18 protein-coding genes are annotated in these 24,577 nt (G+C 68.9%); 10 read left to right on the top strand and 8 right to left on the bottom strand.

Annotated elements, in window-relative coordinates:
• Together BFN33_RS41285 and BFN33_RS41280 are read left to right on the top strand one after the other, a co-directional pair.
• A partial coding sequence (locus BFN33_RS41285) for a polymorphic toxin-type HINT domain-containing protein (protein WP_218109076.1) occupies nucleotides 1-2,310 on the top strand: 2,310 nt, incomplete at its 5' end.
• The gene (locus tag BFN33_RS41280; protein ID WP_069765353.1) at nucleotides 2,307-2,681 is read left to right on the top strand and encodes a hypothetical protein; all 375 of its coding nucleotides are present in this window, start codon (nucleotides 2,307-2,309) and stop codon (nucleotides 2,679-2,681) included. The genes BFN33_RS41285 and BFN33_RS41280, both read left to right, overlap by 4 nt.
• Before the next feature lie 63 nt (nucleotides 2,682-2,744).
• Here the strand turns inward: BFN33_RS41280 and BFN33_RS41275 are convergent, their stop codons facing one another.
• Nucleotides 2,745-3,152 carry a nitroreductase family deazaflavin-dependent oxidoreductase gene (locus BFN33_RS41275; RefSeq protein ID WP_069765352.1) on the bottom strand — a complete coding sequence of 136 codons (408 nt, stop codon included), beginning with the start codon at nucleotides 3,150-3,152 and terminating at the stop codon, nucleotides 2,745-2,747.
• A gap of 70 nt (nucleotides 3,153-3,222) precedes the next feature.
• On the opposite strand from BFN33_RS41275, the gene BFN33_RS41270 reads away from it, so the two are divergent.
• Together BFN33_RS41270 and BFN33_RS41265 are read left to right on the top strand one after the other, a co-directional pair.
• The gene (locus BFN33_RS41270) at nucleotides 3,223-3,978 is read left to right on the top strand and encodes a hypothetical protein (protein WP_256123016.1); all 756 of its coding nucleotides are present in this window, start codon (nucleotides 3,223-3,225) and stop codon (nucleotides 3,976-3,978) included.
• An 8-nt stretch (nucleotides 3,979-3,986) separates the two neighbouring features.
• Nucleotides 3,987-4,571: a hypothetical protein gene (locus BFN33_RS41265; RefSeq protein ID WP_069765371.1), complete on the top strand. Its 585-nt coding sequence runs from the start codon at nucleotides 3,987-3,989 to the stop codon at nucleotides 4,569-4,571.
• Between the two features lie 49 nt (nucleotides 4,572-4,620).
• Here BFN33_RS41265 and BFN33_RS41260 read toward each other — a convergent pair whose 3' ends face one another.
• From BFN33_RS41260 to BFN33_RS41230, 7 genes are all read right to left on the bottom strand, one after another.
• Nucleotides 4,621-5,022 (bottom strand): nitroreductase family deazaflavin-dependent oxidoreductase, encoded by a 402-nt coding sequence (locus BFN33_RS41260; protein ID WP_069765351.1) that lies wholly within the window; start codon nucleotides 5,020-5,022, stop codon nucleotides 4,621-4,623.
• A gap of 79 nt (nucleotides 5,023-5,101) precedes the next feature.
• Nucleotides 5,102-6,106 (bottom strand): LacI family DNA-binding transcriptional regulator, encoded by a 1,005-nt coding sequence (locus tag BFN33_RS41255; protein ID WP_069765350.1) that lies wholly within the window; start codon nucleotides 6,104-6,106, stop codon nucleotides 5,102-5,104.
• Nucleotides 6,106-8,355: an alpha-xylosidase gene (gene yicI, locus BFN33_RS41250; protein ID WP_069765349.1), complete on the bottom strand. Its 2,250-nt coding sequence runs from the start codon at nucleotides 8,353-8,355 to the stop codon at nucleotides 6,106-6,108. Before yicI ends, BFN33_RS41255 begins: the two co-directional genes overlap by 1 nt.
• Before the next feature lie 11 nt (nucleotides 8,356-8,366).
• Nucleotides 8,367-9,191: a carbohydrate ABC transporter permease gene (locus BFN33_RS41245; RefSeq protein WP_069765348.1), complete on the bottom strand. Its 825-nt coding sequence runs from the start codon at nucleotides 9,189-9,191 to the stop codon at nucleotides 8,367-8,369.
• The gene (locus BFN33_RS41240; RefSeq protein WP_069765347.1) at nucleotides 9,188-10,132 is read right to left on the bottom strand and encodes a carbohydrate ABC transporter permease; all 945 of its coding nucleotides are present in this window, start codon (nucleotides 10,130-10,132) and stop codon (nucleotides 9,188-9,190) included. Before BFN33_RS41240 ends, BFN33_RS41245 begins: the two co-directional genes overlap by 4 nt.
• Entirely contained in the window at nucleotides 10,129-11,421 is a 1,293-nt protein-coding gene (locus BFN33_RS41235) for an ABC transporter substrate-binding protein (protein WP_176742602.1), read from the bottom strand. The genes BFN33_RS41240 and BFN33_RS41235 overlap by 4 nt, the downstream gene beginning before the upstream one ends.
• Before the next feature lie 707 nt (nucleotides 11,422-12,128).
• Nucleotides 12,129-13,490, bottom strand: a complete 1,362-nt coding sequence (locus BFN33_RS41230; protein WP_069765346.1) for an MFS transporter — start codon at nucleotides 13,488-13,490, stop codon at nucleotides 12,129-12,131.
• Nucleotides 13,491-13,573: 83 nt separating this feature from the next.
• Between BFN33_RS41230 and BFN33_RS41225 the strand changes: the two genes are divergently transcribed.
• The 6 genes from BFN33_RS41225 (at nucleotide 13,574) to BFN33_RS41200 (ending at nucleotide 24,473) form a co-directional block, all read left to right on the top strand.
• Nucleotides 13,574-14,569, top strand: a complete 996-nt coding sequence (locus BFN33_RS41225; RefSeq protein WP_069765345.1) for a LysR family transcriptional regulator — start codon at nucleotides 13,574-13,576, stop codon at nucleotides 14,567-14,569.
• A 382-nt stretch (nucleotides 14,570-14,951) separates the two neighbouring features.
• Nucleotides 14,952-15,752, top strand: a complete 801-nt coding sequence (locus BFN33_RS41220; RefSeq protein WP_256123015.1) for a hypothetical protein — start codon at nucleotides 14,952-14,954, stop codon at nucleotides 15,750-15,752.
• 137 nt (nucleotides 15,753-15,889) lie between these two features.
• Nucleotides 15,890-16,210, top strand: a complete 321-nt coding sequence (locus tag BFN33_RS41215) for a hypothetical protein (RefSeq protein ID WP_141758050.1) — start codon at nucleotides 15,890-15,892, stop codon at nucleotides 16,208-16,210.
• Complete coding sequence (locus BFN33_RS41210; RefSeq protein ID WP_069765343.1) at nucleotides 16,210-18,411, top strand: glycosyltransferase; 2,202 nt, start codon at nucleotides 16,210-16,212, stop codon at nucleotides 18,409-18,411. Before BFN33_RS41215 ends, BFN33_RS41210 begins: the two co-directional genes overlap by 1 nt.
• Nucleotides 18,408-19,628 carry an acyltransferase gene (locus BFN33_RS41205; RefSeq protein ID WP_069765342.1) on the top strand — a complete coding sequence of 407 codons (1,221 nt, stop codon included), beginning with the start codon at nucleotides 18,408-18,410 and terminating at the stop codon, nucleotides 19,626-19,628. The genes BFN33_RS41210 and BFN33_RS41205 overlap by 4 nt, the downstream gene beginning before the upstream one ends.
• Nucleotides 19,629-20,111: 483 nt before the next feature.
• On the top strand, nucleotides 20,112-24,473 hold the full coding sequence (locus tag BFN33_RS41200; protein WP_141758049.1) for a LamG-like jellyroll fold domain-containing protein: 4,362 nt from the start codon (nucleotides 20,112-20,114) through the stop codon (nucleotides 24,471-24,473).
• Nucleotides 24,474-24,577: the final 104 nt, after the last annotated feature.

The raw sequence follows: 24,577 nt of genomic DNA, 5'->3' as shown, positions 1-24,577 counted from the left end.
CGCTCCGACGCGGACGCGGCCCAGGCCGCCAAGCTGCGGGCCGACGCGGCCGTCAGTACGGCGACCAGCGCGGCCGCCGACGCCATCAAGGCGTCCGAGGCGTCCGCCTCAGCCGCCCGTACGGCCGTGAAGCTGGCCGACGAGGCCGAGAAGCACGCCGCCGACGCCATGAAGCAGGCCGACGCGGCGAAGGCCGAGGCCGCCAAGGCGGTCGCCGGCGCGGCCGATGCGGCCGGCCACGCCTACACCACCGCGCAGGCGGCGGAGGACGCCGGCAACGCGGCCCAGCAGGTCGCCGCTCCGGCCAACGACGCGATCCAGCTGGGCGCGCCGTACGTCACCACCGACTCGGCGGCGGGGCTCGCCGTCCTGTCGGGCCAGTCGTCCAAGACGATCGCCGAGCAGCAGCGGGCGGTCGCCGAGGCGCACGCGGTCAACGCGCAGAAGAACGCGGCCCAGGCGGCGAGCCTCGCGGCGGCGGCGACGGGCGATGCGAAGGCGGCGTACACGCTGGCGGCGGAGGCCGCCGGGTTCGCGGCCGACGCCCGCAAGTCGGCGAAGGAGGCGCTGGGTTACGCCGCCGAGGCGGCCCAGTACGCGGCGGACGCCCAAGCCTCCCTGGCCCGCGCCAAGGAGTACGACCGTCAGGCCACGGAGGACGCGGCCGCCGCCGACCAGGCGGCCGACCACGCCGAGACCTACGCGGCCGACGCCCGCTCCTCCGCCGACCAGGCGGCCCTGGACGCGGAGGCCGCACGCGCGGCGGCGTCGGAGGCCGAACAGGCCGCGAAGGACGCTCGCGCGGCAGCCGACCGGGCGGACGCGGAGGCGACGGCGGCGGAGGCTGCCGCGAAGGAGGCTCAGAAGGCCGCGGAGGACGCACAGAAGGCCGCCACCCTGGCCGAGAGCAAGGGGGCCAACGACCAGATCAAGAGCGGGGCCGGCACCGGCATCGGCAACACCTTCTACACGGTCGACAGCACCCACGAGACCGGCCGTGAGGCCAAGGGCTGCGATGACATCATCATGCCCAACGGCTGCACGCTGACCATCACCGTGCACTTCGACGCCACCGTCTCCTTCTACCTGTGCACCGCGGACGTGGACCCGGAGAAGTTCGGCTGTCCGGCACCGGACACGGAGTACCTCACCACCAAGACGTTCCGGGGCCTCACGGCCGACATCACCCGCGACCTCTCGAACCTGGAGGTCAACCAGGGCATCGCCGACAGCCTGCGCAAGCAGGGCCTGAACCTGCTCTTCGGTGACTTCACCGGCTGCTATCACAAGCTCACCGGCACGGGTGGCGGCTGGGGCGACTGCGCCTGGGCCGCGTCCAACTTCATCCCTGGCAAGCTGATCGAGAAGGCGATCGAGCCCCTCCTACGGCTGCGGCTCGCGGTCAAGTCCGGCGACGACATCGCGGATGCCTGGAAGGCCCTCAAGGAGTCCGGCCTGGAGGACGACGTCCTCGCCGGCATCGGCAAGAAGGAGGCCGAGAAGCTCAAGAACACGGGCTGCCCGACCAACAGCTTCCCGGCGGGGACGCAGGTCCTGATGGCCGACGGCTCGCACAAGGCCATCGACGCGATCACCGAGGGCGACCGGCTGCTGGCGACCGACCCGAAGACCGGGGCCACCCTCCCGGCGCCGGTCACCGCGACCTTCTCGCACCGGGCCGGCGAGCTCGTCGAGCTGACCGTCGCGGACGGCGGACGCCTGCTCACCACCCCGGGGCACCGGATCTACGTGCAGGGCAGTGGCTGGACCACCGTGGCGGATCTGCGCGCGGGCGATCGCCTGCGCACCCGTGACGGTGCGTCGGACGTCGTGACCGGTCTCAGGACGGTGGCGGCGCCGCGCACGGTGTGGGACCTCACCGTCGCCGAACTGCACACCTTCTACGTCCTCGCCGGCGCGACACCGGTACTCGTCCACAACTGCGACGGCACGCTGCCCGACGCCCTGTACGACGAGATCGAGGCACGCTACGGCACGGACATCGCAGACGGCGTGGACTACAACGCCCGCCGGATGCACGACGGTTCGGCGAACTCCCTCGACCACGCGATTCCGGGCATCGGACACGACCTGAAGGCGCTCGGCGACTACCTCGCGAGCTGGCGCGGGAAGTTCACGTACCGTGACACCACGAAGGGGTCGGAGGTCGTCTACGACGTGGCCAAGAAGGTGCTGGTGGTGAAGACGCCGTACAACATCCACGCCTTCCAGTACACCGCCCAGCAGTGGGAGGACGGCCTGCAGGCGGGACGGTACGTCCTGAAGAACCCGGGAGGCGGCACACCGTGAGGGACAGGCCGTTCGTACGGCGGGAAGGAACGGGTTTCTCCGTTCGGTTCGCCGGGGCGCAACGCCCGCTCCTCCAGGGGGCGTTGCTGTGGCTCGCCCACCGGCGCGAGGGCGAACCCGCGCTCACGGTGTGGGCCGGGTGCGGCAGACAGCGGCTGGAGCGGCTCGCCGAGATGCTCGACGCCGGTGAGCAGACGCTGCTGACCGTGGCGGACCTGCACGTCCTGCATGCCGTGCTGCTGTCCGTGCCCAGCATGTTCGCCTCGGAGGAGGCCTTTCACACGCAGCTCGGCTTCTACCGCGAGAACGCGCTCGCTCTGGCGGGCGGTCTCGTGAGGGCTGTCCAGGAGGTGGCCGACGCGGAGGGCTGACCGGCTGTCTCCACGGTGCCCCTTTCCTGCTCGGCGGGTGAGGGGCACCGGCGTCGCGTGGTGTCACTTGTGGATGCGGAACACCGGATGGTCCGCCGGGGCCGGCAGTGCGTCCAGGGCTCCCGCGACCGTTGGCATGCCGCCGTAGCGTTCGCGATAGGCGGCGAGCAGGGGCGGGCGGTCCGCCTCCGGGACCTCCTCCACGGTGATGGCCTCGGCGCGGCCCCGGTTGGTCAGCCGGCCCTCGGAGGTCGCGCGCAGATTCAGTGCCCAGTCGCTGAGACCACGGTAGGAGACGAGATAGCGCTCGCCCTCGTGGTCCAGGACGGCCACCGGGACCGTGCGCTCGCGACCGGAGCGGCGGCCCTTGACGGTGAGGCGGGAGATCATCGACCGCTGGAACAACGGGACCAGCCGGTTGGCTATGTGGCGCTGCATCCAGGGCGGCTTCAAATAGACGCGGGCGGTCATAATTCCCACGATAGGGCGACCCCGAGATTCTGGAAGCGAACCCCGGCATGACCTCGAAGCGAACCCCGGCATGACCTCGATGCGCACGCCACGCCATCTGCTCGTCCGTGCGCGGGGCGACGACTCACCGCTGTATCTCGCGGACGAGGAGGGCGTCGACGACCTCTCCCGGTTCACCCGTTCCCTGCCGCTCGACGACCTCGGGCTCGGGCTGACCGAGTCCCTGGCCGAGCAGCTGACATCGTGGTCGCGGGCCCGCCCCGGGGGAGGGGCGACGTCCCGTCAGAAACTGCGCCGGTACGCGAAGCAGGGGCTCGACGTCGCCCAGTCGCTGGCCCGGTACCTCGGGCCGCAGTGGATGGTGCGGTACTGGGACGACGCGTACGCCACCGATAAGTTCGTCTGCTGGGGATGCGGGCGGCTGCACTGGTCCCTCGACGAGCACGACACGCCGCCGTATCCGCTCCGCATCACCGTCGAGGGCGAGTACAAGTGGCACGCGCTCCGTGCGGAGGGGTTCGGGGACTTCGCTCCCGACGACCCCGCCGCCGGACTGGACCTGTCCGACGAACTGGTCGCGGACCTGTACAGGTGGGCGGCCGACTTCAACGCCGGCATGGAGCAGTACCTGAACGACCGTGACGACGCGAAGGACGACGCGAGGCGCAGGGAACTGGACCTGCGGGGCCGTGACCTGGCCGCGCGCGTGGCCCGTGAAGCGGGTCCGGCCAGGACCGTCACCTTATGGCGGACTCGCCTAGCCGTTCTGTCCACGGAGGTTGGTGACGGTCAGTGCGCAGTGTCGATGAGTCCGACTTCGGTGTGACCTGGCTGATGAGTATGTTCCACGCGGACTGGACCCATAACGGGCCCACGGCCGCCGATGCGGTCGGCTACCACCTCTGGGACGAGCTGGACCCGGAGAACGTCGTCGCGGTCCGGCGGGACGCGGCGCTGCTGCTGCGCCTGCCCCCGGCGACGATCGAGGTGCTGTGGCTGGCCGGTACGGAGACCGGTCCGTCCTTCTTCTCCGGAGGGCGTACCGGTGTCACCTCGGGAACGCGGTGGATGGAGACGCTCACCGGCCTGTGCGACTCCTGGCTGTCCAGGCACGCCGGAGTCGAGGTGGCCGCTGCCGTCCCCGCCGAGTGGGACGGAGTGGAACTGACCGACACGGTCCTTGCCGAGATCTCGGCGGCGGACTTCCTGCCGGACGAGGTCGGGCGGGCGCTGACCGAGTGCGTCCGCCGCTGCACACCGGACCTCGCGTTCCGGCTGCTGCTGCGGGCCATGGAGGAGATCGGCACCGCGGTCGGCGCGGTCCTCTCGCCTGAGCACTACGCGCGGCTGGCCGCACTGGGGTCGGCGATGGAGTACGGCGAGTTCGTGGTCCCGCAGGTGCAGCACCTGGTGGCGTGACGGACGGTGCCCCTGGCGCCCCGGGCGTGCCGCCAGGGGCACCGTCTTCTCATGCGCGGATGCGGAACACCGGATGGTCGGCCGGGTCCGGCAGTGCGTCCAGGACGCCCGTGACGGTCGGCATGGAGCCGTAGGCGTCGCGGTACTCGGCGAGCAGCGGTGGGCGGTCGGCTTCCGGGACCTCCTCCACCGTGATCGTCTCGGTACGCCCGCCGCTGGTGAGGCGGGCCTCGGGCGTGGCACGCAGGTTGAGGGCCCAGTCGCTGAGACCGCGGTAGGAGACGAGGTAGCGCTCGCCCCCCTGCTTCAGGACGGCCACCGGGACCGTGCGCTCGCGACCGGAGCGGCGGCCCTTAACGGTGAGGCGGGAGATCATCGACCGCTGGAACAAGGGGACCAGCCGGTTGGCCACGTGGCGCTGCATCCAGGGCGGCTTCAGATAGACGCGCATCGCGATCGGCTCCCCACGGAGAGCGTGCTGTCAGGCTCTCCACGGTAGAAGAACCCCGACATACCGGTAACCCCGACGGTCAGGCAACCGTCCGCCGCCCCGTACTCGCCCGCTCCGTCATCTTCGGTGCCAGCAGGGTCGAATCCGGTACGGCCGTCCCGTTCAGCTTCTTCATCAGGAGCTCGACCGCTCGCGCGCCCACCTCCGTCGACGGCAGCGCCACCGACGTGATCGGGACGTGGACCGACTCGGCCAGTTCGTCGGGGCAGATGGCGGTGACCGAGAGGTCGGCCGGGACGCGTAGGCCCAGTTGCCCGAAGGCGTCGACCAGGGGCTGCAGCAGGGGTTCGTTGTGGACGACCACTCCCGTCAAGGCGGGTTGCTCGCGCAGGAGTTGTTCGGCCACCTCGCGGGCGGCACCCGGCTCGCAGGGGTGGACCGTCGACGACATCCCGCAGCGGTCCGCGGCGGTCGTGAAGCCCTGGACCACCCGTTGGGCGAAGGCCGTCCGGCGCATGTACACCTCCGGTGGGGAGCCGACCAGGGCCACCGACCGGTGGCCCAGTCGCGCCAGATGCTCCACGCACGCCTCGCCCGCCGCCTTGAAGTCGAGGTCGACGCAGGTCAGGCCCTCCGGGGCGGCCGGGAAGCCGATCAGCACGGACGGCAGGTCCAGCGATCGCAGCAACGGCAGCCGCAGGTCGTCCAGTGCGACGTCCATCACGATCAGCGCGTCGACCAACCCAGTGTCCGCGATCCGGGTCAGGCCGTCCTCGCCCTCCTCCTGGGTCAGCAGCAGCACGTCGTGGTCGTACCGCCGGGCCGTCGTCACCACCGACACCGCGAACCGCATCACGGTCGGGACGTGTAGCCCGGACCGCAGGGGTACGACCAGTGCCAGGACGTTGGACCGTCTGCCTGCCAGGGCACGGGCGCCCGCGTGCGGGCGGTAGCCCAGCTCGCGGACGGCTTCCTCGACTCGCTGCCGGGTCTCCTCGGAGATCGGGCGCTTGCCGCTGAGGGCGTAGGAGACGGTGCTGGGGGAGACCCCGGCCCGCCGCGCCACATCGGTGATCTTCACCATCAGCCCAGCTCCAGGGAGAGAAAGCCGGTCCCGGCCCGCGCCCGCGCCTCCCGGTCGCCCGCGGCCAGCCCCCAGGGCGCCGAGGGGTCGGAGCAGGACGCCCGCAGCGTGTCTCCCTCGCGTACGACGGTGAAGGCGACCTCGCCCACCCGCACCGTGACCTGCTCGCCCCGCCCGAGGCCGTACGCCCGCAGGGTCACCCCGTCGGCGTGGTCGTAGTCGGGTCGGTCGTCCACCGCGCCGACCGGGAGCACCGCGCCCGGCCTGACCAGCAGCGGAACGCTCAGGAAGTCGTGCTTCTCGCGTACCCAGCGCGGCCCGGTGACCGTCTCGCCGGTCACGAAGTGGGTCCAGGTGCCCTCGGGGACGTAGTAGGAGACCGCGCCCTCGTCGTTGAACACCGGCGCCACCATCAGGTCGGGGCCGAGCATGTACTGCCGCTCCAGATGCGCGCACCCGGGATCGTCCGGGAACTCCAGCACCATCGCCCGCATCACCGGCACGCCCTCGGCGTGGGCGGTGCGCGCGGCCTCGTAGAGGTACGGCATGAGCCTCAGCTTGAGGCGGGTGAAGTGCCGTAGGACATCCACGGACTCCTCGTCGAACAGCCACGGCACCCGGTAGGAGGAACTGCCGTGCAGACGGCTGTGGGAGGAGAGAAGTCCGAAGGCCAGCCAGCGCTTGAACAGCGCCGGTGTCGGGGTGCCCTCGAAGCCGCCGATGTCGTGGCTCCAGAAGCCGAAGCCGGACAGGCCCAACGACAACCCGCCCCGCAGGGACTCGGCCATCGACTCGTAGGTCGCCTCGCAGTCGCCGCCCCAGTGCACCGGGAACTGCTGGCTGCCCGCGGTCGCCGAGCGGGCGAAGACCACCGCCTCCTCCTCGCCGCGGTGCTTGCGCAGCACGTCGAAGACGGTCCGGTTGTAGAGGTAGCTGTAGTAGTTGTGCATCCGCTCCGGGTCGGAGCCGTCGGACCACTCCACGTCCAGCGGCACCCGTTCGCCGAAGTCGGTCTTGAAGCAGTCGACGCCCTGCGCGAGGAGCGCCTCCAGCTTGGCGGCGTACCAGTCGCGGGCGGCCTCACTGGTGAAGTCGACCAGGGCCATGCCGGGCTGCCACAGGTCCCACTGCCACACACTGCCGTCGGGACGCCTGAGGAGATGACCGAGCGCCTTGCCCTCCGCGAACAGGGGTGACCTCTGGGCGATGTACGGATTGATCCATGCGGAGACCCTGAGGCCCCGCGCGTGCAGTCGCGCGAGCATGCCCTCCGGGTCGGGGAAGACCCGCGGGTCCCACTGGAAGTCGCACCAGTTGAACTCGCGCATCCAGAAGCAGTCGAAGTGGAAGACGGAGAGGGGGAGTTCGCGCTCCCGCATGCCCTCGATGAACGACGTCACGGTCTCCTCGTCGTACGACGTCGTGAAGGACGTCGACAGCCACAGGCCGAAGGACCAGGCGGGCGGGAGGGCCGGGCGGCCGGTGAGGGCCGTGTACTTGCGGATGATCTCCTTCGGGCTCGGGCCGTAGATGACGTAGTACGTCAACTCCTGGGTCTCGGCGCTGAACTGCACCCGCGAGACCGCTTCCGAGCCCACCTCGAAGGAGACCGTGCCCGGGTGGTCGACGAAGACGCCGTAGCCCCCGTCCGTGAGGTAGAACGGGACGTTCTTGTAGGCCTGTTCGGTGGCCGTGCCGCCGTCGGCGTTCCAGATGTCGACGACCTGGCCGTTCTTCACCAGCGGTCCGAAGCGTTCGCCGAGGCCGTACACCGAGGTGCCCACGCCGAGACCCAGCTGCTCGCGCAGATAGTGGGCGCCCGACGCGTCCCGCATGATGCCCATGCCCTTGGGGCCGCTGCCGGTCAGCAACCGGCCGCCGGCGAGGAAGTCGACCTGCCAGGTGTCCGTGCGGGCCACCCGGACCGACAGCGCACCGGAGGTGAGGGTGGCGTGCTCCTCGTCGTACTCCGTGTGAGCCGTGAAGTCCTTTGTGCGGACCTCGAATCGAGGCCCCTGCGGTTGCTCGCCCTCGAAGTGGGTAAAGGTGACGCCGATGACGTCGGGTATCGGGGCGTGGGCGCTGATCGTCACGACCGGTCCCTTCAGCAGGTCGCCGCGGCGGCGGATGGGCTGGGTCGGCGCGAGGATGTCCAGCCGGCCGTCCGTTGCGGCGACCTCGTGGACCTGGGCCGGATGAGCCGCGGTGACGCCCTCGCGCAGCAGCCAGTAGCCGTCGGTGAACTTCACGTGGGGGGTCCTTACTTCACGGCACCCACGGCGATACCGCGGGTGAGGGTTCGCTGGAAGACGAGGAAGAACACGATCGCGGGCAGCACGCCGAGCAGGGCGGCCGCGTTGGTCATCGTGGCGTCCATCAGGCGCTGGCCCTGGAGGACACCGAGGGCCACCGACACCGTCTGGTTGTCGTTGGAGATCAGCATGACCAGGGGGAGCAGGAACTCGTTCCAGGTCCAGATGAAGAAGAAGACCAGCAGCACACCGAGGGTGGGGCGGCTGACGGGGACCACGATCCGCCACAGGACCTGCCACCTGTTGGCGCCGTCGATGCGGGCCGCCTCCAGGATCTCGCGGGGGAACTGGCCGAGCACCGCGGAGAGCAGATACGTGCCGAAGGCCGCCTGGATCACCGTGAACACGATGATCACGCTCAACCTCGTGTCGTAGAGGCCCACTTCCTTGCTCAGGTAGTAGACCGGGTAGACCAGCGCCTCCTGCGGCAGCATGTTCGCGAGGACGAAGAAGGCGAGGACCCAGGTCCGGCCCTTGATGCGGCCGATGCCGATCGCGTAGGCGTTCAGGACGGACAGGATCACGGCCAGCACCGCCACCGAGCCGCTGATCAGGACGGAGTTGACGAGCTTCTGCCCGAAGTCGACGCGCTCCCAGAAGTCCTTGACGCCCTGCGTGTAGAGGCCGTCGGGCAGGCTGAGGGGGCCGTTCTGGGCGTACTCCGTGGGGGACTTGAAGGCGTTGACCGTGACGATGAGGAACGGCACGATCATGAACAGGGCCGCGACGCACAGGGCGATCAGGACCGGGTAGCGGCGCAGGGCGGTGGTCATGGGTCGGTCCTCTCCTGGAGCCTCAGACCGATCAGGGAGAGCGCGAGGATGAGCACCGTCAGCACGGTGGAGATCGCGGCGCCGTAGCCGACCTGCGTCTTCTCGAAGAACGTGGTGAAGGAGAAGTATGAGGGCACGTCGGTGGCGCCGCCGGGCCCGCCTTTCGTGAGCACGTACACCGCGCCGAACACCTTGAGCGCGGCGATCGAGCACCAGGTGAGGACGACGTAGATCTCCGGCCGGATCTGGGGCAGCGTGATGTGCCAGAAGCGGCGCCACCAGCCGGCGCCGTCCAGTTCGGCGGCCTCGTACAGCTGGGGGTCGACGCGCTGCAGGCCCGCCATGAAGACGACCAGCGGGAAGCCCAGTTGGACCCAGATCATGACGCCCATGACGCTGTAGAGCGCGAGGTCGGGATCGCCCAGCCAGTCCTGCTGCCAGGAGCCGAGGCCGATCGCCTTCAGGAGCGCGTTGAGCGAGCCGTTGTCCGGGGCGAGGATCCAGCTCCAGACGATGCCGGCGACCGCGATCGGCAGCACCTGGGGGAGGTAGAAGCAGGCGCGGAGAACGGCGGCCGTTCTGGATCCGAAGTGCTTGCCGACGTAGTCGAACAGGGCGGCGGCGAGGACCAGTCCGAGGGCCGTGGGGATCGCGGCCATCGCCACGACCATGAACAGGCTGTGCCGGAAGGACGCCCAGAACTCGGAATCGTCCATCAGCTCGCGGTAGTTGGCGAGCCCCGACCACTCGGGGGAGCCCACGCCCTGCCAGTCCGTGAAGCTCACGTACGTGTTCATCACGAACGGCAGGACGATGACCGCGAGGAAGGCGAGGGCGCCCGGCAGGAGGAAGAGGGCGTAGGAGTCGCGGGGGCGGCGCGGGGGCCGGGCGGTGGCGCCCTTGCCGGCCGCCCGCGCACTCCGTTCGACGGTCACCGTCATTGCTTCGGCGCGCCCTTGTCGTAGGCCTCCTGGAGATCGCTGAGGTAGCCGCCGGGCTTCTCACTGCCGGTGATCAGCTTCTGGGTCCCGGAGACCAGGACGTCGTAGAAGCCGGGGACCGGCCAGTCGGGGTAGAAGGCCAGGCCGTCGTTCTTGGAGAGGGTGTTGAAGTCGTCGATCAGGGTCTTCGACTGGGGGTCGGTGATGGCGGAGGCGTCGGCCGCGACCGGGACACCGCCTGAGTTGCCGAGCAGGTTCTGGATCTTCTTCGACATGGTGATGTCGATGAAGTCGTAGGCGAGGTCCTTGTTCTTCGAACCCTTCGGTACGACCCAGAGGTTGCCGCCGGAGCCGAGGGTGAGGTTCGAGTCGGGCCACCGGAAGGTGCCCCAGTCGAACTTGTTGTCCGTCTTGAAGCGGCCGTACCACCAGCTGCCGGAGAACAGGATCGGCGCCTTGCCGGAGGTGAAGGAGACGCCGGCGGCCTCTTCGTTCTGACCGCTGGAGGACTTGCTGAAGTAGCCCTTCTTCACCCAGTCGGCGAAGGTCTCGGCGCCGTAGGTCCAGGCCGCGTCGTGGAAGTCGGTCTTGCCCTTGTAGAGCTGGTACGAGTCGACCCACGCGCGGTCGGCCTTCGACAGCGCCAGCTGGTAGAGGTACTGCTGGGCCGGGTAGGCGGCGCCGCCGTTGGCGAGGGGGGTGACTCCCTCGTCCACGAACTTGTCCATGGCGGCAGTCAGTTCGGCGAACGTCTTCGGCTCGGCGATGCCGTACTTCTTGAAGAGGTCCTTGTTGTAGTAGACCAGCGTGTACTCGGCGTAGTTGGGGACGCCGTACCACTTGCCGGAGCCCATCACGCCGTTGGTGTCATAGAGGCTCGTCGTGCGGACGCTCGGGCTGAGCTTCTTGTCCCAGCCGCGCTTGGTCGCCTCTTCCGTCAGGTCGGTGAGGAGACCCTGCTTGGAGAGCAGGCCCGCGGTCGCGTTGCCCTTGTTGTACTCCATGAGGTCGGGCGCGTCCGAGGAGTTGAGGACCATCGGGGCGGTCTTCTGCACCTGGTCGAAGCTCTTCTCCTCGAACTCCACCTTGACACCGGGGTGCTTGGCCTCGAACTCCTTGATCGCCTCCTTCCAGGCGATGCCCATCGCGCTGGTCGGACCCTCGTAGTGCCAGAGCCTGAGTGTCTTGCCGTCGGAGGACCCGCTGTCCGAGTCCCCGCAGGAGGTCACCAGCAGTGATCCGGTGAGGATCACAGCCGCCGCCACCACACGCCTTCGTGCCGTCAACATCCCGTACCTCCGGGGAGTCGGATGGTGCTTCGGGCCGGGCGCCACGCAGGGGTCGTCGAATCGACTCGATTCGACGACCCCTGTCGAAGCGCTTCGACGAAGGAACGTATGCGGCGCCTTTGAAGGTCGTCAATGGGTTATGCAGGATCAGGTGAAGCGATTCGACGATCGGGGTCGGAGGTGAGGGGAGTTGTCAGGGCTGCGGCGGTTGGGGTGGCGGGGGTGCTGTGGTGGGTCGTGGGGGAGAGCTGGTGTGGGTGGTCCGGCCGGCGTGAAGGCGGTCGTCGGGGCTGCTACGGCTGTAGTGGCTGCGATGCCCTGGCGGGCCGTGGGCGGGAGGCGCTCGCCTGTCCTGGGGTCGGCCGTGTCGCTGGGGGTGGCGGGCGGCCGGGCCGAGGTGAGGGGGTTGTCAGGGCTGTGGCGGCTGCGGTGCTCGGGGCGCTGTGGCGCACCGTCGGCGAGGGGTGGGCGGCTGTCCTGCCGTCGGCCGTGGTGCTGCGGGCGGTCCGGTCGGTGTGAGGGTGGTCGTCAGGGCTGTCGCGGCTGTGGTGGTCGGGGTGCTGTTGTGGGTTGTGGGTGGGGCGTGCTTGACCGTCGGGTTGACGTGAGGGTGGTTGTCAGGGCTGTCGCGGCTGTGGTGGTCGGGGTGCTGTTGTGGGTCGTCGGCGGGGCGTGCTTGGCCGTTGGGCTGGGCGCGAGGGTGGTCGTCAGGGCTGTCGCGGCTGTGGTGGTTGGGGTGCTGTCGTGGGTCGTGGGCGGGGCGTGCTCGGCCGTTGGGCTGAGATGAGGGCGATCATCAGGGCCGTTGCCGCCGCGGTGATCGGGACGCCGTAGCCCGCCGTCGGCGAGACGTGTTCCACCGTCCAGCCGCCCGCCGCGCTGCCGCAGGCGATTCCGCCGAGCAGGCCGGTCACCGCGAGGGTCATGCCCTCGTTGAGGCGGCCGGGCGGGGTGCGCCGCTGGATCAGGGTCATCCCGGTGACCATCGTCGGGGCGGTCGCCATCCCGGCGAGCAGTAGCGCGGCCGCCAGGGCGAGCAGGGAGCCGGTGAGGGAGGCGGCCAGCAGAGGGAGCGTCAGCAGGGTCGTCATGGCGGCGATGCACCACACGTACCGGTCCTCGGCTGATCCAGTCCGTCGTATCGCCCCGTAGACCAGCCCCGCCGCGCACGAACCGGCCGCCTGGACCGCGAGCACGATCCCGGCCGCCGAGCGGTGTCCCTGCGCGTCGGCGAAGGCGATCGTGACGACCTCCATGGAGCCGAAGACGCCACCCATGGCAAGGCAGACGGCGAGCAGGGGCGGGATGCCGGGGGCGCGGAAGGGCGCCAGCGAAAGGCCGCGCTCCCGCACCGGCGGTTCCGTCGAACGCTGCGCGGCGAACACCAGCACGCCCGTCACCAGCAGCACCACCCCGACCAGCGTGCCCGCCTCCGGGAAGAACGTCGTGCACAGGAAGGCCGCCAGAACCGGGCCCAGCATGAAGCACGCCTCGTCCACGGCCTGCTCGAAGGAGTTCGCCACATGGAGGGACTTCTCGTCGCCGGCAAGGAGGTGGGCCCAACGCGCACGGGACATGCCGCCGAGATTGGGGGTGGTGGCGGTGGCGGCGTACGACACGAAGAGCGTCCACGCCGGCGCGCCGAGGCGGACGCACAACAGCAGCGCCAGCGAACCCAGTGCGGCGAGTGCCGTCGCCGGTACGGCGATCTTGACCTGTCCCTGTCGGTCGACGAGCCGCGCGGTCCACGGGGCGACCACCGCCGTCGCCGCGAGGCCCGCCGCGGTGACGGCGCCGGCGAGGGCGTACGACCCACGCGTCCCGGCGATCATGACGACCGCGCTGACGCTGAACATGCCCATGGGCAGGCGGGCGAGAAGGTTCCCGATGGTGAAGGCGCGGGCCCCGGGGGTGGCGAGAAGACGGCGGTAGGGACCGGGCGGGCGCGGGGCGCGCGGGCTTCCTGTGCTCCCTGTGCTGTGTGCGCTTCGTGCACTTCGGGGGCTGAAGTCGACGATGACGAGGGCGTCGGCGGTCGTGGTGAACATCGGTCCGTCCGGTTGCGGCATGCGCCCACCGTCGCGTGGAGGTGATCGAGGGGTCCAACACCTTCGCCGTACCGATTCACGCACCTGTGTTGTAAGTTCGCCCGATGTCCGTGCCCAGCCCGAGCCCCGGCCCCCGATCCCACCACCTCGACCCGCGTCTCCTGCGCGCCTTCCTCACCGTCGCCGACGAGCTCCACTTCACGCGCGCGGCGGCCCGGCTCTACGTCGCCCAACAGGCGCTCAGCCGTGATGTGCGCCGACTGGAGCGGGAGTTGGGCGCGGAGCTGTTCGTGCGCACGACCCGGCAGGTGACACTGACCGGCGACGGCGAGCGGTTGGTGCCGTACGCCCGCCGGGTCCTGGACGCCCAGGACGAGCTGCTCGCCGCCTTCGCGCAGGCCCGCCCGCTGCTCGTGGACCTGAACTTCCCCGACCAGGCCACCGCCCGCGCCGTACTGCTGCGAGCCCGGGAACTCGCCCCCGACCAGGAGCTGATGGCCCGCTACGAGAGCGGGCTGACCGGCGCCGCGGGGGAGTTGCTGGCCGGTCGCCTCGACGCGTCCTTCGGCCGGTTCACCGGTCTCGACCCGGCGTTGCGGGCGAGCCTGGACCACCAGCCCGTGCGCCTCGAGCCCATGGCCGTCGTCCTGCCCGAGGACCACCCGCTGGCCTCCCTGGAGCGGGTGCCGCTAGCCGCACTGGAGGGCGAGACCGTGTACGCGGGGGCCGGAAATCCGCGTACTCCGGAATGGACCGATCTCGCTCGTCGGCTGTTCGAAGGACGGGGCATCGCAATCGCCCCGCCGGTTCCGCTCGCGGTCGGCGAAGAGGAGTTCCGGCGGATCATGGCGAAGACCCGGAACCCCATTCTCGCGGTCGTGGATTTTCCGGCCATGCCCGCCACGGTGCTGCGTCCGCTGGTCGAACCGGTACCGCTGTCGCCCGTGTCGCTGGTGTGGCGCAGGGGTCTGACGCATCCCGCGTTCGACGCCCTTCGGCGCGCCGCAATCGAACTTTCCGTCGAACTTGACTGGCTTCACCGGCCCGTCGATGGATGGGTTCCAGCCACCGATGAGCTCGATATGAACATCCACAAATGACACGTGGCAAACACACTTCCTCCGTGTGCGCTACATTCGTGGCCTGAGCACGGTGTGGTAAAGGGGGCGCTTGGACCAGGTGGGGGCCTGGTTCAGCCGACGTGTGCTCAAGGTCGACAGCGCGCCCAGAACAGCCCGTGGGGGGATGTGCGTGCGCGTGAAGAACGTAAAAAAGTGGCGGGAAGACGCCCAACCGGAATGGCCCGAGGCTGCATCAGGCACCCAGGACATACCGACAGCTGGGGGCACTACCCAGACGTTTTCGGAAACCGGCGAAACCGGCACAACCGGAGTCCCGGCCGAGGACGGGAACCGGGACTTCCCCGGGGCCCCGAGGGCGGACCGCGGCCAGGGTGCCCCGGAGCCGGCCGGCCGCAGAGCCGTGGTTCGCGATCCGTGGGACGAGTCCGGCAGCGGTGCCGGTCACGCACACGATCCGCACGAGGTGACCGTCCAGCTCGACGGGGTCGGCGTGAACGGCGACGACCGTATCGAGGGTCGTCCCGGAGGTGAGGGCGGGGCCGAGAGCTCCGACGCCCCGGTCTTCGTCGACGAGTCGGGCCGGCGCAGCCGCCGCTTCCGCCGTATCGGCATCGCCGTCGGTCTGGCCTGCGCGGTCTACGCCGTCGTCATCGTCGTCACCCTGCTGTCCGGCAACTCCAACGCGCCCTGGCTTCCCATGACGGGCCCGAAGGACGACGCCCCGGCCGGCAAGGTCGACACCAGTCCGATGCCGGCGCAGTCCGCCGAACCCTCCGTCCCGGTGGGCGTGATCCCCGGGATCACTCCGACGGTCAGCGGCGGGGTGACACTGGCTCCCGGGGCCGGTGTGTCCGCGTCGCCCGGCGCCACCGTGAGCCCGGGCAAGCCGGGGACGTCCGCCGATCCGTCGGCGACCGCGACCCGGCCCGGCGGCAACCCGTCGGTCAGCGCCGATCCCTCGACGCAGCCGACCCAGTCGGTCACCCCGCCGCCCAGCCCCTCGGTCACCCCGCCCGTCACCACCAGCCCCGACCCCTCGGTCGCCCCGACCGAGACCACGGGCGCCGGCAGCGCAGGCCCCGGCACGGTGGCCGACGGCCCGCCCTCGCCCGTGCCCGTGGCGTCGGAGACCTCCGGAGCGCCGGCTCCGGCGCCTTCCGGCGCTCCGCTGTCGTCGCCGTCTCCGGAGCGCCTGCTGTGATGCTGTCGCGCAGGTCCGGGCCTGGTGGCCGACGGTTCGCCCTCGCCTGTACCCGTGGCGTCGGAGACCTCGGGTGTGCCGGTTTCGGAGCCTTCCGGCGGTCCGTTGTCGTCGCCGTCTCCGGAGCGCCTGCTGTGGTGGCATCCGGCACCCGCCGCCCGGGGGCCGCGTCTGGGGCCTCCGCGGCCTCGGCCGCCACCTCGGCCGTCTCCTCGCCCGTCGCGACGGAGACCGCCACCACCCCGCCCGTCGCGTCGGGGTCCGTCGCCACCTCGGTCGTCTCCTCGCCCGTCGCGCCGGGGTCCGTCGCCACCTCGGTCGTCTCCTCGCCCGTCGCGTCGGAGTCCGCCGCCACCTCGGCCGTCTCCTCGCCCGTCGCGTCGGAGTCCGCCGCCACCTCGGCTCCCGTGCCTTCCGGCGCCCCGATTTCCTCCCCGTCCCCGGAGTACACCCTCTGATGGCATCCCGAACCCGCCGCCCGGGGGCCGCACCAGGAGCCACCGACGGCTCCAGGCGCCGTCGCCTGCCCATGCGCCTGCTGCTGCCCGTGCTCGTCCTCGTCGCCCTGATGGCGATGCTGATGCTGCGTGGCTACGTCCACAGCGAGATCCTCGCCGACCACCGCGTCCGGTCAGAGGCCTCCACCGACAAGGTGCCGGAGAAGATCCTCGACGGCGGCCCGGTGATCGACACCCGCAGCGGTCGCGCCACCAGCCTGCGGATGCCGGACCGCCGGCTCGTCCTCACGTTCGACGACGGTCCCGACCCGACCTGGACCCCCAAGGTCCTGGACGTCCTCAAGAAGCACCACGCACACGCGGTCTTCTTCGTCACCGGCACCATGGCCTCCCGCTATCCGGACCTGGTCAAGCGCATCGTGGACGAGGGCCACGAGGTCGGGCTGCACACCTTCAACCACCCCGACCTGTCCTTCCAGTCCAAGAAACGCATCGACTGGGAGCTGTCCCAGAACCAGCTCGCCCTCGCCGGCGCGGCCGGCATCCGCACCTCGCTCTTCCGCCCGCCGTACTCCTCCTTCGCCGACGCCATGGACGACAGGTCCTGGCCGGTCACCGAGTACATCGGCACCCGCGGCTACATCACCGTCGTCAACAACACCGACAGCGAGGACTGGCAGAAGCCCGGCGTACGCCAGATCATCCGCAACGCCACGCCGAAGAACGGCAAGGGCGCGATCGTGCTGATGCACGACTCCGGCGGCGACCGCCACCAGACGGTCCAGGCGCTCGACCGGTTCCTGCCCGACATGCAGGGCAAGGGCTACGTGTTCGACAACCTCACCGAGGCACTCGACGCGCCCACGGCCCACACCGCCGTCGCCGGCCCCGAGCTGTGGAAGGGCAAGGCGTGGATCTTCCTGGTCCAGGCCTCCGAGCACATCACCGACGTCCTCGTCGTCGGCCTCTCGATCATCGGCTCGCTCGTCATCGGCCGCTTCGTCCTCATGCTGCTGCTCTCGGGCATCCACGCCCGCCGGGTGCGCCGCAAGGACTTCCGCTGGGGAGAGCCGGTCACCCAGCCGGTGTCGGTGCTGGTCCCGGCGTACAACGAGGCCAAGTGCATCGAGAGCACCGTCCGTTCACTGATGGCGAGCGAGCACCCCGTCGAGGTGCTCGTCATCGACGACGGTTCGAGCGACGGCACCGCCCGGATCGTCGAGGCGATGGGCCTGCCGAACGTCCGGGTCGTACGCCAGCTGAACGCGGGCAAGCCCGCGGCGCTGAACCGCGGTCTGGCCAACGCCCGTCACGACCTCATCGTGATGATGGACGGCGACACCGTCTTCGAACCGTCCACGGTCCGCGAGCTCGTGCAGCCCTTCGGCGACCCGCGCGTGGGAGCCGTGGCCGGCAACGCCAAGGTCGGCAACCGGGACTCCATGATCGGCGCCTGGCAGCACATCGAGTACGTGATGGGCTTCAACCTCGACCGCCGGATGTACGACGTCCTGCGCTGCATGCCGACGATTCCCGGCGCGGTCGGGGCCTTCCGCCGCTCCGCCCTGGAACGCGTCGGCGGCATGAGCGACGACACGCTCGCCGAGGACACCGACATCACGATGGCCATGCACCGGGACGGCTGGCGTGTGGTGTACGCGGAGAAGGCGCGCGCCTGGACGGAGGCACCGGAATCGGTGCAACAGCTCTGGTCCCAGCGCTACCGGTGGTCGTACGGCACGATGCAGGCGATCTGGAAGCACCGCAAGGCACTGGTGGAACGGGGCCCGTCGGGCCGCTTCGGCCGCGTCGGCCTGCCGCTGGTGTCGCTGTTCATGGTGGTGGCCCCGCTGCTGGCCCCCCTGATCGACGTATTCCTGCTCTACGGCGTCGTGTTCGGTCCGACCGAGAAGACGATCGTGGCCTGGCTGGGCGTCCTCGCGATCCAACTGGTCTGCGCCGCCTACGCGTTCCGGCTGGACCGGGAACGCATGACACACCTGATCTCGCTGCCGTTGCAGCAGATCCTCTACCGCCAGCTCATGTACGTCGTGCTGCTCCAGTCCTGGATCACGGCCCTCACCGGAGGCCGCCTGCGCTGGCAGAAGCTACGTCGCACGGGGGTCGTCGAGGCGCCGGGCGGACCGGTGGCGAAGCAGCGGACGCGCAAGGACAGTGACGAGCGGAGGCCGGTCGGATGACGCAGGAGTACACGGCGGGTCAGCGGGAGCAGCACGGGGTGGTTCCTCCGCCCAAGGCGCCCGGCCGGGACCGCTATCTGGACCTCCTCCGCTCGCTGGCGCTGGTCCGCGTGGTCCTCTACCACCTCTTCGGCTGGGCATGGCTGACCGTGCTGTTCCCGTCGATGGGCGTGATGTTCGCGCTGGCGGGCTCGCTGATGGCCCGTTCCCTGAACAGGCCGACGCTGAGCGTGATCAGGGGCCGTATCCGCCGACTCCTGCCTCCCCTCTGGGCGTTCAGCGCGGTGGTGCTGCCGCTGATGTTCGTAGGCGGCTGGAAGTTGTCCGAGGACCCGGACCACAGCGGCACCTGGGGCCTGTTGGAGCTGGTCAACTACGTCATCCCGATCGGGGCGCCGCCGTACCCCTGGGAGGTCGGCTTCCCGAAGGACCTGCTGGAGAGCACGTGGGCGGACCAGGCGGTGGGCCCGCTGTGGTACCTCCGCGCGTATCTGTGGTTCGTGCTGGCCTCCCCGCTGCTGCTGTGGGCGTTCCGCAGGGTGCCGTGGGCGACACTGCTGGCACCGCTGGCCCTGACGGCCGTGGTGGGCACGGGACTGGTGACGATCCCCGGCGAACTGGGCAACGCGGTCACCGACTTCGCGGTCTACGGCAGCTGCTGGGTACTCGGTTTCGCGCACCACGAGGGGGTGCTGGCGAAGGTCCCGCGCTACCTCGCCGTCTCCGGTTCGGTCATGGTGATGGCCTTCGCCCTGTGGTGGACGTCCGGACATCTGGGCCCCGAGGGCTGGGACCTGAACGACATCCCGCTGGCCCAGGCTGCCTGGTCCTTCGGTTTCGTGGTGATCCTGCTCCAGTACTCGCCGTCCTGGCAGGAGTTGCCGGGCCGGCTGGCCCGCTGGGACAAACTGGTGACCCTCTCCAACAACCGGGCCGTCACCATCTACCTCTGGCACAACCTGCTGATCATGGCCACGGTCCCGATCATCGACCTGGCGTACCGCCTCCCCTTCATGCAGAGCGACCGCGCGGTCGCCGCCCTCGACGCGACGGACATGCTCTGGATGTTCTTCCTGGTGTGGCCGCTGATCGGACTCGCGATCCTGGCGTTCGGCTGGATCGAGGACCTGGCGGCGAAGCGCAGGCCGAGGCTGTGGCCGAACGGGGTGAAGCGGGGGCGCGCGCAGCCGACGACGCCTGCAGGGCACGGGACCTGACAGGGCGACGGCGGTGCGCTTCGACTCGGGCTTGCCGACGGCCGTACCCGGCGAGCAGCCGGAGCCGGGATGCTGTTCGTTCGGTGTGGACACCGTCCCCCACCGCGGGCGTGTCGAGGGCCGTTCGCAGGGCTGCGCAAAGCTGCCATGCCGACGACGACGCCCGTGGAATCTCAAATCCGAGTAAAGCGATAACAGCGTCCACATCGTTGAACGGCCTCATGCCTGTCTGAAACTCGACGTCCGCAACGCGGCTGATGTCCGCATCTGGGCTCACTTGAAAGCGAAGCAAAGGACTAGCTATTCATCCCAGTCCGACACTTGGGACATGTGGCTGGAGTCGCCCCATGCGTCTCAGGGTGCTATTTCCGCCCTGGGGAACTGACCCTTGACGTGCTCAAGTAAGGAAAGGTTAAGGTCCTCTCACTTTTGAGGATCTTGTGACTCTGGGGTGGGGATCCTGTGGGTCGGGGGGCGGGGGACATGGGCACGTCCAAAGGGTGGAGCAGTGCTGGCAGGTCATTGACCGCGGTGATCGCGGTTGCGGTCGTGGCGAGCGTTGTCCCATCGCTGGGTGCCGGCAGTCGAGCCCACGCGAGGGAGGGTTCAGCAGAAGTCACGAGCACTCATGGCACCAAGGCAGCGACAACGCTCGCCGCCGCCAAGGAGACGGCTGAGTCCGTCGGTACGAACGTCGAGGTCACGTCTTTGCGGACCGAGTCGAGTGAGGCGTACGCGACTCCGACCGGCCAACTGGAATCTGTTCAGCACCTCAAGCCCGTAAGGACCCGGATCGACGGCCAGTGGAAGGCGATCGACAGCACGCTGGTCAAGCAATCTGACGGTTCGGTGAGTCCGAAGGCGACGGCGGTAGGTATAACTCTTTCCGGCGGCGGCACGGGTCCGCTGGTCGCCCTGGAGCGAACAGGCAGGAAGCTCGCGTTCCGGTGGCCGACAGCACTGCCGACGCCGACGCTCGACGGAGACACGGCAATCTACGCGAACGTGCTTCCCGACGTGGACCTGAAGATGCGAGCGACCACGGATGGCTTCTCCGAGCTGCTGGTGGTCAACACCTCGGAAGCGGCCAAGAATCCGGCGCTCGCCGAGCTGAAGCTGGGAGTCGATTCACCGGGACTGGATCTTCAGGCCACGGGCTCTGGTGGCCTGGAGGCGGTCGATGAAGCCGTGGGCGGCGTGGTATTTCAGGCCGCCAAGCCGCTGATGTGGGATTCCACGAAGGCCCCCTTGGTGTCGGCAGGGGCTCAGGGCAGCACTGTAAAGAGGGCCGATTTCGTTGCACCTGCCGAGGCCTCAGAAGATTCGGGCGACGCGGATGGTCCGGGGGACGCAGCAAATGTGGCGCCAATCGCCGTCGACGTGGCTTCGGATGGCAGCGAGCTGAAACTGACGCCAGATCAGGGCATGTTGACCGACTCTGACACAACGTTCCCGGTCTACATCGATCCGCAGACGTACACCCCCAAAGCTGGAGAATGGACGATGGTCTCGCGTTACTGGGCATCCTCGCCGCAGTGGCGCTTCAACGGAGACTCGGATGCGGGTGTGGGGTATTGCGGCTGGGATTACTGTGCGCCTTACGACGTGAAGCGGCTGTTCTTCAAGTTCCCGACCTCGCGGTTCAGCGGTAAGTCGATCCTCTCGGCGACCTTTGTGGGGCATGAGACGTGGTCCGGTTCGTGTGATGCGCGTCCGGTGCAGCTGTGGCGAACGAAGGCGTTCGACTCGGAGACGACGTGGAACAGCTCGGCCAACAACTGGCTGGAGTTGATGGATTCGAAGAGCGTCGCCAAGGGAGGCAGCGCAAGTTGCCCGTCCGGGGACGTGGAGTTCGATGCCACGGCGGGGGTGAGGTACGCGGCCTCGCACGACTCGTCATACACGTCATTCGGTCTGAGGGCTCCGGAGTCCGACGAGAATGACAAGTACAGCTGGAAGCGTTTCTCGGACGACGCGTATTTGCGGGTGAAGTATAACGAGCCGCCCAAGCAGCTGACCATGAGTCAGCTGACCATGAACCCGGGGGCCACCTGTAAGAAGCCGGAGAACAAGGTCCGTATCCGGTCGCTGCCGACGATCACGGCGAATGATGTGAAGGACCCTGATGGCGATCAGGTGAGCGTGCAGTTTCAGCTGTGGTGGGATTCGGGAACGGGCTTTGAGGCTCAGTGGACCTCGGCGATGATCGGTCCGAAGAAGTCCGGTTCAGTCTTCAGTACCAGACTGGTCGAGCAGATCACCTCCACCAAGAAGATTCCGAAGAACAAAAAGCTGGCTTGGTTTGCCAGGGTCGGTGACTACGACGAAGGCAAGTACTACAGTTATTCGCCCTGGTCGGCGGCGGGATCAGCGACGGGCTGCTATTTCGAGTGGGACACGAGTGTGCCCGCTGGGCCGTCGATAACTTCTGGAGACTATCCGGCGGCCGATGACGGCAACCCGGACGACTCGGTGTACGACGGAGTGGGCCGCTATGGCACGTTCACGATCGATGCTTCTGACACGGACGTGGTCAAGTACCAGTTCGGGGTGAACGAGGAGCCATCGTCAGACAATGAGGTGACGACGTCTGGTGGTGCGGCGAAGACGGTCAGCTTCCGCCCCACTCGCGCAGGCACGAACTTCGTGTATGCGCAGGCCTTCGATTCGTCGGGCAACGGCAGTGAGCCGACTCGTCACATGTTCCGGGTGAAGTCCGGACAGCCGACGCGGGCGGAGTGGAAACTGGACGAGGCCGCCGGGGCGAGCCAGGCCGAGGGCAGCGCCGGGCAGCGCACCGTCGACCTCAAGGGTGGCCCCACTCTTGGTGTCCCAGGTGTGAGGGGCACGGCGGTTTCTCTGGACGGGGTGGACGACTACCTTGTGTCCGACATCCCGACGGCGGATACGTCGCTCAGCTTCTCGGTGGCGGCGTGGGTAAAGCTCGACAAGCTGCCGGACGGCCCTGCGGTAATCGCAGCTCAGCCCGGCAACAGCGCCCCCGGCTTCGAGCTCTACTACTCAAAGGCCCGCGACCGGTGGGCGTTCAACCAGTACACGGCCGACACCGCGTCCGCCACGCCGGTGCGTGCCGAGCAGTCGGTTGCGGGCGGCGTCAAGCCAGGTGAGTGGGTGCACTTGGTCGGTACCTACGGCGCGGGCGCCGATCAACTGTCGCTCTATGTGAATGGGACGTTGGCCGGGACAGCGGCTTATTCCACACCATGGGATGCACGGCGTGGCCTGCAGATCGGTGCTGGTTCTTACAGCGGCCGGCCGGCTTCCTTCTTCCCCGGCACGATCGACGAAGTACGCGTCTTCGAGAAGCCCCTGTCAGCCACGGAGGTCAGCGACCTCTACAGCAAGAACTCCATCGGCAACGGTCGTCCGGCCCGTGCGGTCTTCCCGCTGGATGAGTCAGCCGCCGACGCCGACGGCAAGGCGACGACCCAGGTGACTGGCCGTGCGGACGTCAACCCGGCGATCCTCAAGGGCGGCGCGAAGCTCGGCCAGGCGGGCCGCGCGGGCACAGCGCTGAGCCTGGACGGGGTGGACGACTACGCCGCAACTCCGGGTCCACACCTGAACAACCAGACCAGTTTCTCCGTCGCGGCCTGGGCAAAGCTGCCCAAAACCAAGCCCACACACGGAGCGGTGATAGCGACGCAGGCCGGCTCCGTGATGCCTGGCTTCGAGCTGTACTACTCGGCCTCCTCTGGTTGGACGTTCAACCAGTATTCCCAGGACAGCACCAGCGGCACGCCGATCCGGGCAACTCAGGGGGATGCGTCTTTGGCTCCGGGTGGCGAGTGGACGTACGTGGTGGGCTCCTATGACGCCGTCACCGATGACCTGCGGTTGTATGTGCAGGGCAAGTGGGTGGCGACGGCGAAGGTGACCGCGCCGTTCTACGCAGGGGGCCCGGTGTTGATCGGGGCCAGCAGATTCAGTGGAACCGTCTCCAGCTTCTTCCCGGGCCAGATTTCGGGAGTGCAGTTGTACGACCGGGCGCTGTCCGCGCCGGAGATAGCCGAAACGTTCGACCGCCAGGCCACGGTGGAGGGCCGCTGGAGGCTGGACTCGATCTCGGGCAGCGCTTCGCCGGACGACCTGATCCGTGAGGACCACACGGCTCAACCGCTGACCATGGGCAGTGGGGCGGGGATAGACGTGACGGGTAGCAGCAACATGGTCGGCGGGGGCGGCCTGTTGCTGAACGGCACAAGCAGTGGTTACGCCGCCACCAGTACCTCGCCCGTTGACACCAGCAAGAGCTTCACCGTCTCGGCCTGGGTGACTGCACCCAGCCGTCCGACCAAACCGGTCACCGTGATGAGCATGGCCGGGGCGAACACCAACGGGTTCGCAGTACGGTACGTTCCCGACAAATCAGATCCTACGAATGCCGGTCGGTGGCAGCTGGTGATGGCCAACGCGGACAGCGGCGCTGCGGTCACGTCGACGGCGGAACACACCAACTTCCAGAACAACACATCCTGGAACAACATCGTCGTCGTCTACGACGCCTTTGCCGGCCAGATGATCCTCTACGTTGATGGCCAGGTGCAGGTCAGGCCCTGTAGGGACGCCGATGACAACGGCGAACCCGACGATCCCACATGCACCGAGCAAGTCTCGTGGAACACCTCAGTACTGCCGTTCGCCGCCACCAAAGGCTTGCAGCTAGGTCGGGGCAAGACCATCACCAGCACTGGTGCCAGCACATGGGGCGAGTACTGGAGCGGAGCCATCGACGACGTCTGGGTCCTCCAGGGCGCGGCTGTCGAGGCTCAGATCAACAGTCTCCGTAGCGGTGTCGACCTGGACACCACGGCCGGGCCCTGACCTGTGCCCTGGTGTGGTAGCCGTTGTTGCACAGGCGGCCGCGCCGGGCGACGAGCAGTGAGCACCGAAGCATCAAGGTCATCTTCGAAGTGGCACCCCGTCGC

This window comes from Streptomyces sp. LUP47B, assembly GCF_001746295.1.
In the GTDB taxonomy this organism is placed as follows: domain Bacteria; phylum Actinomycetota; class Actinomycetes; order Streptomycetales; family Streptomycetaceae; genus Streptomyces.
The sequence above is the reverse complement of the archived record's forward strand: the minus strand, read 5'-3'. Positions and strand labels throughout refer to the sequence as shown.